The sequence below is a fragment of the Halostagnicola larsenii XH-48 genome (genome assembly GCF_000517625.1).
GTDB classification, from domain to species: domain Archaea; phylum Halobacteriota; class Halobacteria; order Halobacteriales; family Natrialbaceae; genus Halostagnicola; species Halostagnicola larsenii.
This window is the reverse complement of sequence record NZ_CP007055.1, coordinates 1,961,066-1,978,185: the sequence shown is the minus strand read 5'-3', so window position 1 is coordinate 1,978,185 and position 17,120 is coordinate 1,961,066. Positions and strand designations below refer to the sequence as shown.

Genomic DNA, 17,120 nt, shown 5'->3' with positions numbered 1-17,120 from the left:
TGCTGACCGTTCTCGAGTGCTTACAGGTCGATCGGGAAACTGTCTCAACACGCCCTCGAAATTCGCTCGTCTGCGACGGGGTCGCCGGTTGGTCCATCCGGGCCGACCGGTTGCTCGAGACTGTATATCGTCACGGTCTCGATGTTGCGATCGGACTGGGCACAGACGTACTCGACGCTGGGTTCGAACTGGCTCGCATCGGCGTAGCGGATGTTCATCCCGAAGTGTTTCCAGAGCGTCGAGGGGTACGTTTGTGCGGGATTGGGCGGTCGATCCAGCGTGACTTGCTCGCCCGTCGCGAGATCGACTCGGTCGCCAGACTCGAGTTCGGCTTCGACGACATAGTCCGTCGAAGCGTCCGGCGGATTCGGTGCGAAAAACACCCAACCGACATCGTCCAGACTCCCTTCCAGTTCAGGGGCTGGCGAGTCGACGAGCCCCGCCTGAGCCGTTTGCCAGAGCGTCGACGTGAGCAACACAGTGACCAGAATGACAGTTGCGCCGATACGACCGGCCCGACCGAACGTGGCGGGAATCTGGATCGATGGGATCGACGGCATCGAAAGCCCTGGTCTACGAGGTATTTTGGTTCGCGTGCGTGTCTCGAGCCCATCGAGGATTGCTCGAGTCCGGCTGCGTTCGACCCGATCCCAGACCCGCGGCGGGAGGAACAACAGCAAACCCGTTATCATGACGAACGGAAACGCCCCGAGTTGCATCGTCAGTACCATGCCGAGGTGGCTACAGACGAAGGCGGCGACGACGGCGGTTCTGCCCCATCCGACCAACAGGACGAGAAGCGGGGCCGCCGAAAGCGTCCCGATCCAGGCCCAGTTGACCGCCGTGAGGACGAGTGGAAACTCCGACAGAGACGGCCCCAGAAAGGCGAGAAACTGCTCGAGATAGAATATTCGCCGGACTGCGACCCCCTCCATCCAGGGCTCGCTCTGGAACTTCAAAATCGCGTTCGTCGCGTAAATGATGACGAAGTGACCGAGAATCGTCACTGTCGCAACCGAGACGATGCGACCGCCGCTGGCCGTCGCCATCCGCGTCTGTCCGTCCGACTCTCGCGCGCGGCGACGGGCGTCGAGGGACCACCGAGCGCCCAGCGGAAGGAACAGGCCCAGAAACAGCAGCGACGTGAGGATCGTATCGCCCCCGTTGAGGACGTGCGGGTTCCTGATCTGGAGCGAGGCCAGCAACACGACCGAGACGAGCGTCGCGAGACGAGTTCGGTACCCGAGACACAGACAGACGGCAAAGACGCCGGCGATCGCAAAGAGGATTCCCTGTACCCACGGCGACCCCGATAGTGCGTGGATAGAGACGGACGCGAACGCCGGATAGGTCTCCGCGAGCGCCGATCTGGGGAACACGCCAGCGTCGGTGTAGAACGGAACGAGTCCGGGAACGCGAAGGACGAGCAGATCGGCGACGAGGACGGTTCCGAGTGCGATCCGAAACGCGGCGAGGGCTCGCGGATCGATTCCGAGTCGCGCGCGGATCAGGGACCGAACCGCAGGACCGAGCCCTGTGTCGGCAACACTCGAGTCCGGAGGCGGTGATCGATCAGCAGACATGCGACGGGTACAATCGCTTTCGCGGTTGTCAGCCTCTCTATAAGTGCTTTCCCCTCTTGGACGGTCGTGGCGGTCGCCGCGAAATATAACCGTGAACGACGAGAACACCGCAGTATGCAGGTCGCGATCCTCACGATCGGTGACGAACTGCTCGCCGGGCGGACGACCAATACGAATGCGTCGTGGCTCGCCGAGAAGATCACCGACCGCGGCGGGGCGATCCGCCGAATCTTGACGATTCCCGACGATCGCGCGCTCATCGCCGACACCGTCGCGGCGTGGAGCGAGCGGTTCGACGCCGTCGTCGTCACCGGCGGTCTCGGCGGCACGCCGGACGACGTGACTCTCGAGTCCGTAGCTGCCGGTCTCGAGCGCGATCTCGTCGTCGTTCCGGCCGTCCGCGAGCAAATCCTCGAGAAAGGGCGGAAATTGCGGGAAGAACGCCCCGAGTTCTTCGAGGAGTACGAACTCGAGTTCGACATCGACGCCGCGGCCTCGCTGCCGGAGGGTGCGAGACCGATCGTCACGGACGCCGGCTGGTCGCCGGGCTGTGTGATCGAGAACGTCTACGTCTTCGCCGGCATTCCGGCGGAGATGAAGGCCATGTTCGAAACGGTCGAGACCGAATTCTCGGGCGATGTCGTCTCGGAAACCGTCTACACGCCGGCTCCCGAAGGATCGCTTCGAACGGTTCTCGAGGGAGTCGACGAGCAATTCGACGTTTCCGTCGGGAGCTATCCCCAAAGCGAGGATCGACTCGGGCGCTTGCGAGTCACCGGTAACAACGAGGAAACGGTCGAAGCGGCCGCGGCATGGATTCGCGAGCGGGTCGAGACGGGAGAGCCGTCCGAATCGAACTGAGACGGCCGTAAACCTCTCGCCACCGACCAGCTGCAGGCCTTCGACTGATCGGCTGGACGAGAAGCGGACCGGGTGTCTACCAACAACTCAGAAATGAGCGACCGGGCGGTGCTGTTTCAGGTCACCTACTGTGCGATCTACCGGTCCGGAAATGCATATCCGACCTGGTACTGGCCGTTGTACCGGACCGACACGTGGTTTACCGTGCCGATTTCCTCGACATCGTCGTCGTTGCGGTCGGTCACACTCTCGGCGTCGATGGTGAACGACTCTCCGTCCTCGAAATCCCCGTCGACTTCGTCTTCGAGTGCGAGTGTATATCTCCCGTTTTCGGCCCAGATTTCCGCCTCGAGGTCGGCTGCGGGTAACGCGTCGCCACCGACGTGTTCGACGGTCCCGTCGTCGTACTCGAATTCGATCGACGGCTGCGTTCGCGTCCCGCCGATGCGGGTTCCGGTGTCGGCCCAGACGGCCTCGACGTCCGAGCCGACAGCAACTTCGTCGACCTCGATCGTCGCACCCGAGGAGACGGTATCGAACTCGTCAGTCCACTGGGTGTCCGCCGGTTCGCCGTCGATCAGGAGTTCGTACTCCGCCGCCGAGCGTTCGACATCGTCTGCCGACTCCGATTCCGGGTCGTCTCCCAGCGGATCGAACTCGAGCGTCGCCTCGAGCGTCTCGCTGTCGTACTCGTACTCGAAACGCGCTCGTCCCGGCGGATTCGCCCGGTGTCGCCAGATACTGTCGTCGTAGTCCGTTCCCTCCCAACCGATTACGATCTCGTCGCCGGCGTCGACGTCCTCGAGCGTCGCGGTATCTCCTTTAGACAACGTTTTACCGTCCCACGGTTGCGTGGATACCCGCGGTTCGGGCCCCTCTTCGTTCATGCGGTACTCTTGGCGTTCCTCGAAGGCCGCGAGGAAGACCTGATCGCCGTCGAGAGGGAACTCCTCTGCGTATTCGACGGTGAGTTCGCCCGAATCGATGTCGAACGAGGAGTCGAACCGGAAGTGAGAGAGGATCGTCGTTCCCGATGAACTGCTCCCAAGTTCGTGGTCGTGGCTGAGAGAAACGGAGAGGTTCGGTTCGACATCGTCCATATCGATGACGATCGTGTCGCCTTCCTCGAGTTTACCGTGTCCGTCGGCCCAGATATCGCGATCGTACGGTTCGCCACCGACCTCGAGCGTGAGGTCCTCGATCGGCGTGGGATCACCGCGACCGATTTCGATCTCGAGCACGTCGTCGTCGAGATCGAAGTCGCGCTCGACCTGGAGAAAACCGGGGCTGTCGTGCTCTCGAACGGCCCGTTCGGCGGCGAGATCGCGTTCAACCGTTGCGCTGACGAACGACCCGTCGACATCGACCGAGGGTTCGTCCGTGGTTGCAGCGTAGGCGAATTCGCTCTCGAGGGTTTCGATCAGTTCGTCCGTGGCGTCCGATTCGTCCTCGAGTTCGATCCCGATCGACATCTCGAGGGTGTCGGCGTCGAGCACGGTTTGGGCGGTAACGCTGTACTCGATGTCGACGTCTTCGAGCCTGCCCGAAGTTGGTTGTTCGTCGCTTATTTGAACGTACCGTGCGTCGCTTTCCTCGAAGGTGGACAGTCCCGTTTCGATCGTCGACTCGGCGTCGAGGAGTCGATCTCCTTCGTCCGCGTTCGCATCGAAAGCCGCTTCAATCGTCTCTCTGTCTGCTGATGCGACGATGACGTCGCCATCAGATCCGATGACGCCGTCTGATTCGGGTTCGTAGTACTCGTACTCGACTCCGGCGTCGGTTTCGCTCGAGTCGGTCGATTCCGGTAGTTCGATGTCGCCGGCAAGGACCGTAACCGGTTGCGAGTACTCATCGGTGTAGGACGTGACGAGGGCGCTTTTCGAAACGTTGCTGGCATCGATCTCGGACGTGTTGATCGGCGGCGACGGACCGTACGGCTGGTCGGCCTGGCGCATCCGTTCGTAGTCCGTCACGCTCACGATCATCGAGTCTTCGACGACGGACGCTGGGAGGTACGCGAGCACGTCGTCGAACGTCGATTCGGTCGTAGTCGAGGCGGTAGGGACGTTTTCTTCGTCCGGTGCGGCGACTGTCGATCCGGCGAGGGCAGCAGCCATGGTCGTACCGATACCACCAAGGATTGTACGGCGGGGACACTGTTGCATACAGGCCCCGATTGTTGCTAGGGGTACAAGTAAATTTTCCTTACTTTCTCCGCGGGTAACAGGTACGATGATGGATGATTCGGGGATTTGGAAGGGATCACCCGCTTTTCGAGTCGTCCTTACGCGATCTGGTCCTCGTACTCGTCGTCGGAGAGCAGCGACTCGAGTTCGTCCGCGTCTGCCGGTTCGATCTCGAGCATCCAGCCGTCGCCGAACGGATCGTCGTTGACCAGTTCCGGCGCATCGAACAGCGCATCGTTGACGGCGACGACTTCGCCGCTGATCGGCGCGTAGAGGTCCGAAACGGCCTTTATCGATTCGACGACGCCGAACTCCTTGTCCTGACTGAGGTCAGTCCCTTCGTCCGGTAGTTCGACGAAAACGACGTCGCCGAGCTCGTCCTGTGCGAAGTCGGTGATGCCGACGCGGACGACGCCGTCCGTTTCGAGCGCCCACTCGTGTGATTCTTGGTACCGTCTGTCAGCTGGAATGTCGAAATTCATTGTACTGTGTCGATAAACGGGATCGTTTCGACCCGCGCTTTCTTTGACTGCCCGCGGACGACGACTTTGAGCGTCGTCCCCGGATCCGCGTACTCGACCGGCACGTATCCGAGCCCGATTGGCGACTCGAGCGTCGGGCTCATCGTCCCGCTCGTGACCGTGCCGACGACGCGACTGTCGGTGTTCGTGATGTCGTAGCCGTTTCTCGGGACGCCCCGATCGATCAGCTTGAATCCGACGAGTTTCTCCTCGACGCCCCGCTCGTGGACTCGCTCTAAAGCATCCCGACCGACGAATTCGGTCTCGAGCGCGACGGCGAATCCGATGCCGGCTTCGTAGGGGGTCCGCGGGTTGGATTCCTGATCGAACTCCTGACCGGCGAGGAGGTAGCCGGCCTCGATTCGGAGCGTATCGCGTGCGCCCAGCCCGCAAGGCCGGCAGTCGATAGCCGACCACACTGATTCGGCGTCGTTCCACGGAACGATAAATTCGAAGCCGTCTTCGCCCGTATACCCCGTTCGCCCCGTCCAGCACGCCACGCCGTCGATCGTGGTCTCTTTCGCTTCGAACCGCGAGAGACTCGCGATCGACTCGTCAACCGCGGTATCGACGAGGGCGGCCGAGTTCGGGCCCTGCACGGCGAACATGGCGTATTCGTCGGTCATGTTATCGACGGTCGCCTCGAGGTCCCACTCGTTTCGGTGGGTGATCCATCGCTCGTGGATCGCCTCGTCGGTGCCGGCGTTCGGGACGAACAGATACGTCGCCGTTCCGTCTTCGTCCGGCAGCCGGTAGATCACCGTATCGTCGATGATCGTTCCGTCCTCGTCGGTGATAGCTGCGTACTGGGAGTCGCCGACCTCGAGTGCCGCCACGTCGTTCGTGGTGAGTCCCTGAAGAAGTCGTGTCGAATCTGGGCCAGTGACGTGAATCTCGCCCATGTGCGAAACGTCGAACTTCCCGGCATCCGTCCGTACGGCGAGGTGTTCGTCTCGGATCGACTCGAACTCGACGGGCATATCCCAGCCGCCGAACTCGGTAAACTTCGCCCCGTCGTCGTCGTGGACCCCACGTAACGGCGGCGTCTGAAGCGGCATAATCGACTGGACACCCCCGGGATAGTAATGTCTTTTCGTCGCTGCGCCTGATCTCTCTCGACTCATCGGCCGGCGTGGCCCGTCCCAGACGAAATTCCGGATCGGACTAACACCGATCTCGGAACAGACTGACACCGATCCCGGCGATAGTGATCGGGAGATATTCACGAGGCGTCCTCTCGAGTATTCGCGGCGCTTTCCTACGTGATGTGGATACGCGGGAGTACGTCTTTGGGGATGGACGACGAGGCCCACGCATGGATATCCGAGAACGGCTGCGGGGCATCACCTGCCCGCTGGTCACCCCCTTCGACGACGGCACTGTCGATACGGACGAACTGACCGCGCTGATCGACCACCTCGAGTCGAGGTCTATCGACGCCCTGTTTCCGGCCGGAACGACCGGCGAGTTCGCGAGTCTGTCGCGAGCGGAACGGCGACTGCTCGTCGAACACGTCGTCGATCGGTCGTCGGTTCCCGTCCTGGCGGGCGCGTCGGCGACGGACGTCGAATCCGTCCTCGAAGCGATCGACGCGAGTGCGGTTGCGGGAGCCGACGCGGCGGTGATCACCCCGCCGTACTTTCACACGGCGAACGCCCCGCGGGGAAATCAACGGTTTTTCGAGCGCGTCGCCGACCACTCGGCGCTTCCCCTGTTGGTGTACAACATTCCGGCGTGTACCGGTCAGCGGATCGCCCCCGAAACGGTCGAGGCGATCGCCGGTCACGACCGAATACTCGGGCTCAAGGACTCGAGCGGTGATCTCGAGTATTTCCTCTCGATTCTGGCGCGAACGCCCGCTGATTTTCTCGTGCTTCAGGGATACGATTCACTTCTCGTCCCGTCGATTCGGATGGGCGCTGATGGCGGCGTCAACGCGCTCTCGAACGTCCTTCCGGAGGTTTACGGTACTGCTATCGAACGGGGGCGCGACGAGCGCGGTCGAGAGCTTCAGGAGAACGCGATCAGTCCACTGTTCGAATCGTGTGCGGAGTTCGGCTTCGCACCGGCGACAAAAACCGCGCTCGCGCATCGCGATGTCGTCTCGTCTGCTCGCGTTCGGCCGCCGCTGGTTCCCGTCGACGGCGACGGGGCAGCGCAGATCGGTACTGCGGTCGATCGGGCGCTCGAGGAATTCGCCGAGTGAGTCGGTCCCGTTCGTCCGACTCCGCTGGGGCGAATCCCTGAGGACGGGAACGACTGCCGACCGCTCCTTTCGTCACACCTATTTCGGGACCCCCGCTACGGTGTAGTATCTATGTCCGTCTTCGACCGCGTTCGCTCTCGTCTCGAGTCTTCGCCGGAGACCTCACCCGAATCGCCACCGACCGTCGGACTCTTTGTCGACGGACCGAACGTGCTCCGCGAGGAATTCGACGTTGACCTTGACGATGTTCGCGATGCCGCACTCGAGTACGGACGCGTCGGAATCACCCGACTCTACCTCGACGAACACGCGACGCCGGGGTTGATCCAGGCCGCCGAAGCCCGCGGGTACGAGGTCGTCATCACAAGCGGTGACGTGGATGTCAAACTGGCCGTGGATGCGACCGCGTTTACCGCGACCGATCCCGTCGATGTCCTCGTCGTCGTCTCCCGCGACACGGATTTCAAACCGGTGCTCGAGCATGCGGGCGCGGCCGGCATTCGAACGGTTGCGATCGCCCCCGGGAGCCACGGTCGCTCCGACGCGCTCCGGAACGCGGCCGACGAGGGAGTCACGCTATCGGAGTGATAGCTGATCGCGGTTCTCCCTCGAGTCGAGTATCCTGTGGTAGCCCGTCTTCGACAGTACGTGGATGACTGGGTCGTCTTTGACCGTCCGATCGAATATATAGATCTCTATTGGACAACCCCTAACACCCTATTACACGGTGGTAGTTTCCGATTACTGTGCTTCGAATAGGTGGCATATACTGCTTCTCTGGCCGATATCTGTCTGCTCTCTATAGATTGAGATAGATTTATGTTACCATGCCCAAAACGACCGTGTATGGAGACGCGCAAAGTCCAGGTGACGGGCGGGTCGACGTACACAGTATCGTTGCCGAAATCCTGGGCGACCGAAAACCAGGTCAGCGCAGGAACGACCGTCGCGTTCTATCCCGAGGACGATTCGCTGCTTTTGACGCCGAAAAGCGACGTCGATAGACAGGAGGGAACGCTCGATGTCTCGAGCCTCGAGGACGACCGACTGACTCGAGCCGTCATGACGATGTACGTCAGCGGCTTCGATCTGATCCGCCTCGAGGCGAACCGGATTACGACCGACCAGCGTCGCGCGATTCGAAATGCGACCCAGAGCCTCGTCGGCGTCGAGGTGTTAGAGGAGACGACCGACAGCGTCGTGATTCAGGACCTGCTCGACTCCTCGGAGCTCTCGATCGTCAACGCCGTGACCCGCATGCGGCTGATCTCCTCGTCGATGCTCGACGACGCCATCACCGCGCTCGTCGAGAACGACGACGACATCGCCCGCGACGTGATCGAACGGGACGACGACGTGGATCGACTCTGGCTCGTGGTTTCGCGGATCTTCCGCGCGACGCTGCGCTCGCCTCGAGCCGCCGAAGAACTCGGCGTTCCCCGGGAGGACTGTTTCGATTACCACTCGAGCGCCAGACAGCTCGAGCGGGTCGCCGACCACGCGGTCAAAATCAGCCAGCTCGCGCTCAAACTCGAGGAGATTCCGGAGGAAGTCGCCGACGCACTGGTCGCACTTCGCGACGACGCCTTCGACGTGCTCGAGAAGTCGCTGGATGCGCTGTTCGCCGAGGACAGCGAAGAGGCAAATCGACTCGGACACGCCGCTCGAGAACTGATCCTCGAGATCGACGAACACACGCGGACCATCGACGACATGCTTCGAGAACTCGACCCGATGCAAGCCCAGTCGCTCGGCCTAATCGTCGACTCGCTCTCGAGAAGCGCCGACTACGGCGGTAACATCGCGGAAACGGCGTTACAGAAGGCAGCGCCGAGTCCCTAACGCATCCGTCGGTCGAATTCCACCGGCCCTTCGTGCGAAGATGGACGGATACTGCAAAAGCCGTTCTTCGACCGGCTATCTGTTTCGGCTAACTCGTGAACGTCCGATCAATTCGCACACTCTTCTGGAAACAAATGTGGATACCGGCAGATTCATTTCCGTGTATTGAGTTACCCGACCTATGGTCGAAACCCTACTGCACGCTGGACAAGGGCACGCGAATCTCCTGTGGATACTCGTTCCGAGTTACCTGACGTTTATGCTCGGAATCGTCGTTGGCATGTACTCCGATCGTCTCCGCCAGTTCGTTACCGGGCGCGAGACGAAGACGGCCGAATAATCGCTTTTGCGTTCTCGAACCGAGAGTCAGGAGGACTAATGCCAAGTCGTGGGCTCGAACCGTGTGAAGAGATGGCTCTCGTTGGCGGTCACGGTCGGCATGTTTATGAAGAACGAAACCGGCGTTAGTCGAGAAGAACGGCGTTGACCTGCCCGGTCTGTCCCGGACGGGAGGTGACTCGAGCGTTGCCTTCATCGGTGTCGATGACTGCCCCCTTCGTGATGATGTTCCGTCGAACGTAGTTGGGATTCGCGTCGTTTTCGACGACGTCGTTGATCTCGGTCGTCACCGTTTCGCCGCCTTTGTTGACGTTCACGACGTTCGTCGCGAGCGCTCGAGTCTTCTCGTCGTTGCCCCGGGCGTCGATGGTTCGATAGCGCGGTTCGCCGACCTCAGTCTCGGTTGGTAGGCGGCCGAGTTCGTACTTTCGTCGGTTTCGAAGGTGCTTGAGTCGTCCGCCGGTTCGCTTGCGAGTAGAACGGCCCTGATCTTGCATACCCGTTGAAAGTCCGGGCGGATACTTGAATGCAACCTTTTCGCCCGGCAGGTGCATCCGACAGGTCCGGCGAATGAGCATCGTACGGACGATCCGCGTTCGATACGTCCATCGTCTCCGGCAAGGGGGATTCGTTATTCCTGCTGTGCGTCGACGACGGCCACGCCGGCCAGGTTGACGATGTCTTTGACCTCGTCGCCTCGCTGGAGAACGTGGACGGGTTTATCCATCCCGGTTAGCATCGGGCCGATCGCATCCGCACCGCCGAGGCGCTGAAGCAGTTTGTAGCCGATGTTGCCCGACTCGAGGTTCGGGAAGACGAGCACGTTCGCGGGCTCTTCGAGTTCCGAGAAGCCGTACGTTCCCTCGAGGATGTCCTCGACGACGGCCGTGTCGGCCTGCATCTCGCCGTCGACGGGGAAATCAACCGCGGGGTCGTCCTGCAGTTTCTGGGCCGCTTTACGCGGTTTGACGGTGTCTTCGTTCGTGACGCTGCCGAAGTTCGAGTACGAGAGCAATGCGGCGCGTGGTTCGACGTTGAACCGCCGGGCGAGTTTCCCGGTCTGTCTGGTCACCTCGGCGAGCACGTCCTCGTCGGGCGACTGGTTGACGGTCGCGTCGGCGATGAAGATCACGCGATTCTTGAACGTGAGCATGTAGACGCCGGCGGCGTAGTCGACGTCGTCCGCGGTACCGATCACCTGCAGCGGCGGGCGAAGCGCCGACGGGTAGTGATGGGAAAGGCCGGTGAGGAAGGCGTCAGCGTCACCTTCTTCGACCATCACGCTGCCGAAGTAGTTCGTGTCGTGTCGGACGAGTTCGCCCGCTTCAGTGCGCGTGATCCCCTTGCGCTGGCGGAGTTCGTGCAGCCGTTCTGCGTACCGTTCGTAATCGCCCGCGTCGGGATCTGCAACCTGCGGGTCGAAGTCGAGGCCGAGGTTCGCGGCGGTCGATTTGATCTCGTCTTCGTCGCCGATGAGGATCGGCAGGGCGATACCCTGTTCTTGCAGCTGGTAGGCCGCCCGGATCATCTTCTCGTTTTCTCCCTCGGCGAGTGCGACCGTCTTCGGGTCGCTCTTTGCCTTGTTGAGGACGACGCGCATCATCTCTCGAGATTTGCCCAGACGGGCCTCGAGCTGTTCTTCGTACTCGTCGATATCGATATCCGTGCGGGCGGCTCCGGATTCGATCGCGGCCTCCGCGACGGCGGGGGCGATCCGGAATAGCACGCGCGGGTCGACCGGCTTCGGGATGATGTAGTCGGGGCCGTACTGGATGGGGTCGTCGCCGTAGGCTTTGACGACCGCGTCGGGAACGTCCTGACGAGCCAGCTCAGCTAGCGCGCTGGCCGCCGCGACTTTCATGTCCTCGTTGATCTCGGTCGCTCGCACGTCAAGCGCACCCCGGAAGATAAACGGGAAGCCGAGGACGTTGTTGACCTGATTCGGGTAGTCAGATCGGCCGGTAGCCATGATGACGGTGTCGTCTCGAGCCTCCTTGGCTTCCGCGTAGCCGATTTCGGGGTCGGGGTTTGCCATCGCGAAGATGATCGGATCCTCGGCCATCGAGCGGACCATGTCCTGGGAGACGATTCCAGCGACCGAGAGGCCGACGAAGACGTCGGCACCTTCCATCGCGTCCGAAAGGTCGCCCTCGGGCACGTTGCGGGCGAACTCCCGTTTGTACTCGTTGATATCGTCGGCCGTCGCGCGGGCCTCGGTGATGATTCCCGAGGAGTCACACATGATGATGTTCTCCGGCTTCGCCCCGAGCGAGACGTAAAACTTGGCGGTCGCGAGCGCGCTCGCGCCGGCCCCCGAGAAGACGATTTTCATGTCTTCGATCTCCTTGTCGGCGATATCGGCCGCGTTGAGCAACGCCGCACCGGAGATAATCGCGGTTCCGTGCTGGTCGTCGTGGAAGACGGGAATGTCCATCTCCTCGCGCAGGCGCTCTTCGATGACGAAACAGCCGGGGGCTTTGATATCCTCTAGGTTGATTCCGCCGAAGGTCGGCTCCATCATCTTCGCGGCCTCGATGATCTTCTCGGGGTCCGCATCGTCGAGTTCGATGTCGAACACGTCGATATCGGCGAACCGCTTGAAGAGGACGCCTTTCCCCTCCATAACTGGTTTGGAGGCCTGGGCACCGATATCTCCGAGACCGAGCACTGCAGAGCCGTTCGAGAGCACGCCGACGAGGTTCCCCTTGGCGGTGTACTGAAACGCCTCGGATTCGTCCTCGTCGATCTCGAGACACGGTGCGGCGACGCCGGGCGAGTACGCCAGCGAGAGGTCGCGCTGCGTATTCGTCGGTTTCGTCGTCGAAATCTCGAGTTTTCCGGGTGGATCGATGCGGTGGTACTCCAGTGCGTCCTCGTCTAATCCCATACGTGGCTCACTAACGTGGACCACTAAAAACAATGCGAAGGCGCAGTTCGACTATCGACGTATTTTCTGTGTGTCTTCTCCCGACACGTCCCGGTTCGACGATTCGACCCTTTTATACGGCCTGCGACAGTCCAATCGGATATGGATGTCGCGCTTGGTGGGACGTTCGACCCCGTCCACGACGGCCACCGGCGGCTGTTCGAACGGGCGTTCGAACTCGGAGACGTGACCGTCGGGCTAACGAGCGACGACCTCGCGCCGAAAACCCGCCACGAGGACCGACCCGTCCGATCGTTCGATCAACGGAAGGATCGCCTCGAGGGCGAACTCGAGCCCGTCGCCGAGGAGTACGATCGAACGTTCGAAATCCGAACGCTCACGGAGCCGACCGGCATCGCGACCGAGCCGCCCTTCGATTACCTCGTCGTTTCGCCGGAAACCGTCGATGGGGGCGAGAAAATCAACGAAATTCGGCGCGATCGCGGGCTCGATCCGCTCGAGGTCGTCGTCGTTCCGCACCTTCGAGCTGAGGACGGCGATATCATCTCGAGTACGCGGATCGTCAACGGCGAAATCGACGAACACGGCCACCTGCTCGACGGCGACGGTCAGTAGCGAGCGAGGGCTCGCACAAGATTGGTCCGTTTCTGAGAGTACATTTCTCGCTCGCCACCGTTTCCATTGGTTCTTGCCGCAGGATACCGTTTCGTCACCGTAGCTGGCACTTACGCCGCTTTACTCGGGTAAACCGATCGATGGAGAGCGTTACCACCGCGGGGGCTCGAGTCCGGCCGTCTCGAGTAAGTCCTTCCAGCGCTGTTGGATCGAGAGCCGCGAGACGTCGGCCGCATCGGCAACCGTTCCCTGAGTGCGGCCGTCGCCAGCGACAAGCGAGCCGGCGTAGATGCTCGCCGCCAGGACGGCCCGTTTGGACCGATCCGACTCTGGGACATCGGTGAGAAAGAGATCGCCAGCGTACGAGCGGGCCTCGCTCGAGAGGTCGAGCCGATCCGCGATCAACTCGAGTTCCTCGAGCCAGGCTTCGTGCTCGACGCGGTCGCGCGCACTGTGCATATTGAACCCGTTCGGCGGGATGGGGATAAATCCACGGACCTTTCGGACGAATGTCGGCTGTTGGTCGGCTGCGGGTATCGATTACTCGAAGTTACGGGCCCCATGAACGGTCTCTGGTGGTGGATACTCACCGCAATAGGTGGCTGTTTCGGGCAACGTTCAGCTACGAACGACTAGGGAAACTGGCCGTTCGCTTGCGATTTTACTAGGTCGCGATTACTAAAGCCGGACGAACCAGAACCCGTAGGTGACGCCCGTCGCTCCCCGCGGCCCGCGTCTTATCATGAGTACCGACCCAACATGCAAACTCGTCTGTACCGGCTGCGGCCTTGAGATGCCCTACCGAGATCGATCGCTGGCCGAACAGGCGGCGGAGCTCCACCAATTGCGGGATTCAGAGCACGTGACCTTCATCGTTCCGCCGGATTGGTCCCCCGAAGAGCCGCTGGTCCACGACTGATGGGAGCGGGCCGGACCGGAGACTCGATCGGATCGACAGGTTCTTACTCGAATCGCGGGAACGGTAGCCTGCGCGCGGGTAGCCAAGCTAGGCCAACGGCGCAGCGCTTAGGACGCTGTCCCGTAGGGGTCCGCCGGTTCGAATCCGGTCCCGCGCATGCTTCTCCGAGCAATTTCGCGAGGAGAAGCATCGCCAATACGGATTCGAATGAGAGAAGTCGCGCGCAGCGAAGCGAGCACGTCTTCGCGTGGTTCGAATCCGGTCCCGCGCATTTTGTCGCTCGCAAACTCGCGAGGAGACGCATCGCCAATACGAATTCGCGGCCCAGAGGACGAACGAAGCGAAATCCCCGTGGTTCGAATCCGGTCCGCGAACGCTATCATCGATATCCGAAGTGGCAACTCGAGTCAGAATGGGAGCAGGTCGCTGGAGGCCGTCAGTGGCGGGTGACATTGCCGGGGGATGGGTGAGGCCCGAGGGCGGTACGGAGCGCCGGAAAACTTATCGATAATCGAATTGAGGATCTGAAACATGGTCGAGAACGATTCCGGGACGGGGGCGTTCGTTTCCGCTATTCACCGCTCGATTCTCGGCGTGCTACTCGCGATAGCGGGGCTAATCGGACTTAGCTGGGCGGTTGGAGCCATCTACGGCGGAAGCGTCTTGCTCGGCCTCGGTGGGATAGTAATTGCAGTTATTACTTTCTACTGGATTTTCTATCTCTTCGTGGAAGGTCTTCGAGAACGGTAGAAGAGCTACTGTCGTGTTGTGACCTACTATTAAAGCGGGTTTTGCCTGCGTATCCTGTTGCTAATCTGGCTTGCTTTCTTGCTGCGGATTTCACTCGGTTTCTCACTCGCGTTGGCAACACGAATTTCCACGCCCTCCCCAGCCGATTCGCTCGCTCTCGCCGTTCGCTCACTCATCCACTGGAAGACGCTTCGTGACTTCCAAGCCGTTCGGTCACGAAGTGACCGAAGACCTCGCACAATATCGAATCGCGGTTCGCAAGCGGCTTGCGGAGCATCGCTCCGCTCGGACCTCGCACTCACCGCGATTCAGCGCGCGCCACCGCACGTCGTTGGAAAAGGGCGGAGTAATCTGTCGTGGTTCCGTTCCGGCTTTTCTCTTCCCTGCTCGCTAGCAAGTGAAACAGAGTCAAATACCTCCTTGCCAACGATAGCGTATGGAACAGCGACGACTCGGTTCGACCGACCTGTCGGTAACTGAAGTCGGCCTCGGCACCTGGAACATCGGCTCCGACTGGGGCGAGGTCTCGAGCGAGGAGGCTCGAACGGCCGTCCGGACGGCCCTCGAGGAGGGGGTAGATTTCCTCGATACCGCCGACGTCTACGGCGACGGCGCGAGCGAGCAGTACATCGCGGACGTGCTCTCCGAGTGGGACGGCTCCGAGGACGTGACCGTCGCGACCAAAGTCGGCCGGCGGATCGATCCCCACGAGGCCGCGGGATACACCGCAGAGACTCTCGAGGAACACGTCGATCGCTCCCGGGAGAACCTGGGTGTGGACACGCTCGATCTGGTACAACTACACTGTCCGCCGCCGGCGGCCTACTACCAGCCGCGAGTGTTCGACGCGATGGAATCGCTCGTCGAGGCCGGGAAAATCGACCACGTCGGCGTGAGCGTCGAGAAGGTCGAGGAGGCGCTGAAAGCGATCGAGTACCCCTGCGTCGAGACGATCCAGATAATCTTCAATCCCGCTCGCCAGCGCCCCGCGGACCTGTTCCTCGAGGAGGCAAAACGGCGCGACATCGGGGTTATCGTCCGCGTCCCGCTGGCGTCCGGACTGCTGACCGGTGCGCTCTCGGCTGACACGGAGTTCGACGAGAGCGATCACCGAAACTTCAATCGCGAGGGTGAGGCGTTCGACCGCGGCGAGACCTTCAGCGGACTCCCATTCGAGCGGGGGCTCGAGTTCGCAGGCCGGATCGACGAACACGTGCCCGACGGGATGACGACCGCGCAGTTTTCCCTGCGCTGGATTCTCGACCACGACGCCGTCTCGACGGTTATCCCCGGCTCGAGTTCGCCGGAACACATTCGAGAGAACGTCGAAGCGTCGTCGTTCGATCCCCTCTCGAAGCAGACCCACGGCGCGGTTCGCGACAGTTACGAGCAAGTGGTCTACGACGACGTCCACCACCAGTGGTAACTCGCGCTCTCACCGCCGGCTGACGGACAGTTGCGCCCGTTATCGTCTCTCGGCGTACTCGTCGGAATCGACTTGCTCCTGCGATATCTCGTCCGTCCCGCCAGCACCGCTTCGTCCGTTCGGCCCGTCGCTCGAGTCGGCTGTTCCATTTTCGGGCTCGCGGTCGGACTCGCCCGGAGCCGACCTCTCGTGGGTCGTCCCCGCGTCGGCGAGCGTGTGCGGATCGGCTGGTTCCCCGCTGTGTCTGGTGTCGTCCCGCTCGAACGCGTAGAAGATCGGGCCGATGAGAAGGATGACGAGCAGGCCGGGAAGCGGTATTGACGGAACGAACAGGAAGAGTCCGAGACCCAGCATCCCCGTCACGAACATGAGGAGCGCCCAGACCGGGGGCCAGACGACGCCGACCCGTCGCGCGTCCCAGTAGACGAGCACCGAGACGGCACCGATCACCACTGGACCGAGCACAGCCGGGACGAGATCGTTCATACTCGAGGGATTCGGCCGACCGGGAAAAAGCGTTCTGAGATCGCTCGTGTCAAAATCAGCGACTACGCCCACTGTCGGGGTTCGGGTCGCAGGCTGCGCGTCTGACACTGCAGGTGTCTCACTCGAGGGCAGGAACGCCGTTCGCCTCGAGGTACTCGATGAGCCGAATCGTCGCTAGCCCGCCGACGATAAGGACGAAACTCAGGCCGGCGATCATCGCGATGGACTCCGGATTGCCGGTCGAAAGCGAGGTCAGTGACGCCACTCCGAGGGCCAGCGAGACCACGAGTAACAACTCGAGGGTTCGATCACGAAGTGTTGCCCAGGTAGACGACGGCACGAGCCGTTCCGATCGGTGTGCGTAGGCCATGTGGGATACTGTTGGATCATCATCATAAGTGTTATCCACAATTTCTCGGTACGCAACTCCGCCCGGAACGTATGCTGAAGGTTCTCACCCGTTCAAGCCCACAACGTTTATTCGATCACGAACGACTTC

Annotated in this window: 18 protein-coding genes and 1 tRNA gene; 10 read left to right on the top strand and 9 right to left on the bottom strand. The window is 61.5% G+C overall.

Going from position 1 to position 17,120, the window contains the following annotated elements:
• Positions 1-44: 44 nt before the first annotated feature.
• Entirely contained in the window at positions 45-1,583 is a 1,539-nt protein-coding gene (locus tag HALLA_RS10020) for an HTTM domain-containing protein (RefSeq protein WP_049953220.1), read from the bottom strand.
• 114 nt (positions 1,584-1,697) lie between these two features.
• On the opposite strand from HALLA_RS10020, the gene HALLA_RS10015 reads away from it, so the two are divergent.
• Complete coding sequence (locus tag HALLA_RS10015; protein WP_049953219.1) at positions 1,698-2,444, top strand: competence/damage-inducible protein A; 747 nt, start codon at positions 1,698-1,700, stop codon at positions 2,442-2,444.
• Positions 2,445-2,581: 137 nt separating this feature from the next.
• Here HALLA_RS10015 and HALLA_RS10010 read toward each other — a convergent pair whose 3' ends face one another.
• From HALLA_RS10010 to gcvT, 3 genes are all read right to left on the bottom strand, one after another.
• Positions 2,582-4,561 (bottom strand): hypothetical protein, encoded by a 1,980-nt coding sequence (locus HALLA_RS10010; protein WP_242406160.1) that lies wholly within the window; start codon positions 4,559-4,561, stop codon positions 2,582-2,584.
• A 167-nt stretch (positions 4,562-4,728) separates the two neighbouring features.
• On the bottom strand, positions 4,729-5,112 hold the full coding sequence (gcvH, locus tag HALLA_RS10005; protein ID WP_049953217.1) for a glycine cleavage system protein GcvH: 384 nt from the start codon (positions 5,110-5,112) through the stop codon (positions 4,729-4,731).
• On the bottom strand, positions 5,109-6,209 hold the full coding sequence (gcvT, locus tag HALLA_RS10000; RefSeq protein ID WP_049953216.1) for a glycine cleavage system aminomethyltransferase GcvT: 1,101 nt from the start codon (positions 6,207-6,209) through the stop codon (positions 5,109-5,111). The genes gcvH and gcvT overlap by 4 nt, the downstream gene beginning before the upstream one ends.
• Before the next feature lie 257 nt (positions 6,210-6,466).
• On the opposite strand from gcvT, the gene HALLA_RS09995 reads away from it, so the two are divergent.
• The 4 genes from HALLA_RS09995 to HALLA_RS21060 all read left to right on the top strand — a co-directional run bounded on the left by HALLA_RS09995 (position 6,467) and on the right by HALLA_RS21060 (position 9,539).
• Positions 6,467-7,357, top strand: coding sequence for a dihydrodipicolinate synthase family protein (locus HALLA_RS09995; RefSeq protein ID WP_049953215.1), 891 nt, complete (start codon positions 6,467-6,469; stop codon positions 7,355-7,357).
• Positions 7,358-7,468: 111 nt separating this feature from the next.
• Positions 7,469-7,945, top strand: coding sequence for an NYN domain-containing protein (locus HALLA_RS09990; protein ID WP_049953214.1), 477 nt, complete (start codon positions 7,469-7,471; stop codon positions 7,943-7,945).
• A 258-nt stretch (positions 7,946-8,203) separates the two neighbouring features.
• Positions 8,204-9,199, top strand: a complete 996-nt coding sequence (locus HALLA_RS09985; RefSeq protein WP_049953213.1) for a phosphate signaling complex PhoU family protein — start codon at positions 8,204-8,206, stop codon at positions 9,197-9,199.
• A 181-nt stretch (positions 9,200-9,380) separates the two neighbouring features.
• Positions 9,381-9,539, top strand: a complete 159-nt coding sequence (locus HALLA_RS21060; protein WP_169732130.1) for a hypothetical protein — start codon at positions 9,381-9,383, stop codon at positions 9,537-9,539.
• Positions 9,540-9,663: 124 nt separating this feature from the next.
• Here the strand turns inward: HALLA_RS21060 and HALLA_RS09980 are convergent, their stop codons facing one another.
• Positions 9,664-10,035 carry a 30S ribosomal protein S8e gene (locus tag HALLA_RS09980; protein WP_049954073.1) on the bottom strand — a complete coding sequence of 124 codons (372 nt, stop codon included), beginning with the start codon at positions 10,033-10,035 and terminating at the stop codon, positions 9,664-9,666.
• 134 nt (positions 10,036-10,169) lie between these two features.
• Complete coding sequence (locus HALLA_RS09975; protein ID WP_049953212.1) at positions 10,170-12,425, bottom strand: NADP-dependent malic enzyme; 2,256 nt, start codon at positions 12,423-12,425, stop codon at positions 10,170-10,172.
• 141 nt (positions 12,426-12,566) lie between these two features.
• On the opposite strand from HALLA_RS09975, the gene HALLA_RS09970 reads away from it, so the two are divergent.
• Positions 12,567-13,040 carry a phosphopantetheine adenylyltransferase gene (locus tag HALLA_RS09970; RefSeq protein WP_049953211.1) on the top strand — a complete coding sequence of 158 codons (474 nt, stop codon included), beginning with the start codon at positions 12,567-12,569 and terminating at the stop codon, positions 13,038-13,040.
• A 150-nt stretch (positions 13,041-13,190) separates the two neighbouring features.
• On the opposite strand, the gene HALLA_RS09965 is transcribed toward HALLA_RS09970, so the two are convergent.
• Positions 13,191-13,499, bottom strand: coding sequence for a cyclin (locus tag HALLA_RS09965; RefSeq protein ID WP_049953210.1), 309 nt, complete (start codon positions 13,497-13,499; stop codon positions 13,191-13,193).
• A gap of 283 nt (positions 13,500-13,782) precedes the next feature.
• Here HALLA_RS09965 and HALLA_RS21055 point away from each other — a divergent pair, with 283 nt between their 5' ends.
• The 4 genes from HALLA_RS21055 (at position 13,783) to HALLA_RS09945 (ending at position 16,135) form a co-directional block, all read left to right on the top strand.
• A complete protein-coding gene (locus HALLA_RS21055) occupies positions 13,783-13,959 on the top strand; it encodes a hypothetical protein (RefSeq protein WP_169732129.1) in 177 nt (58 codons plus the stop codon).
• 72 nt (positions 13,960-14,031) lie between these two features.
• A tRNA-Leu gene (locus tag HALLA_RS09960) sits at positions 14,032-14,116 on the top strand.
• Between the two features lie 374 nt (positions 14,117-14,490).
• Positions 14,491-14,709, top strand: a complete 219-nt coding sequence (locus HALLA_RS09950; protein ID WP_049953208.1) for a hypothetical protein — start codon at positions 14,491-14,493, stop codon at positions 14,707-14,709.
• 436 nt (positions 14,710-15,145) lie between these two features.
• Positions 15,146-16,135 (top strand): aldo/keto reductase, encoded by a 990-nt coding sequence (locus tag HALLA_RS09945; protein WP_049953207.1) that lies wholly within the window; start codon positions 15,146-15,148, stop codon positions 16,133-16,135.
• Positions 16,136-16,174: 39 nt separating this feature from the next.
• Here HALLA_RS09945 and HALLA_RS09940 read toward each other — a convergent pair whose 3' ends face one another.
• Complete coding sequence (locus tag HALLA_RS09940; protein WP_049953206.1) at positions 16,175-16,621, bottom strand: hypothetical protein; 447 nt, start codon at positions 16,619-16,621, stop codon at positions 16,175-16,177.
• 118 nt (positions 16,622-16,739) lie between these two features.
• On the bottom strand, positions 16,740-16,991 hold the full coding sequence (locus tag HALLA_RS09935) for a hypothetical protein (protein ID WP_049953205.1): 252 nt from the start codon (positions 16,989-16,991) through the stop codon (positions 16,740-16,742).
• Between the last annotated feature and the right edge of the window lie 129 nt (positions 16,992-17,120).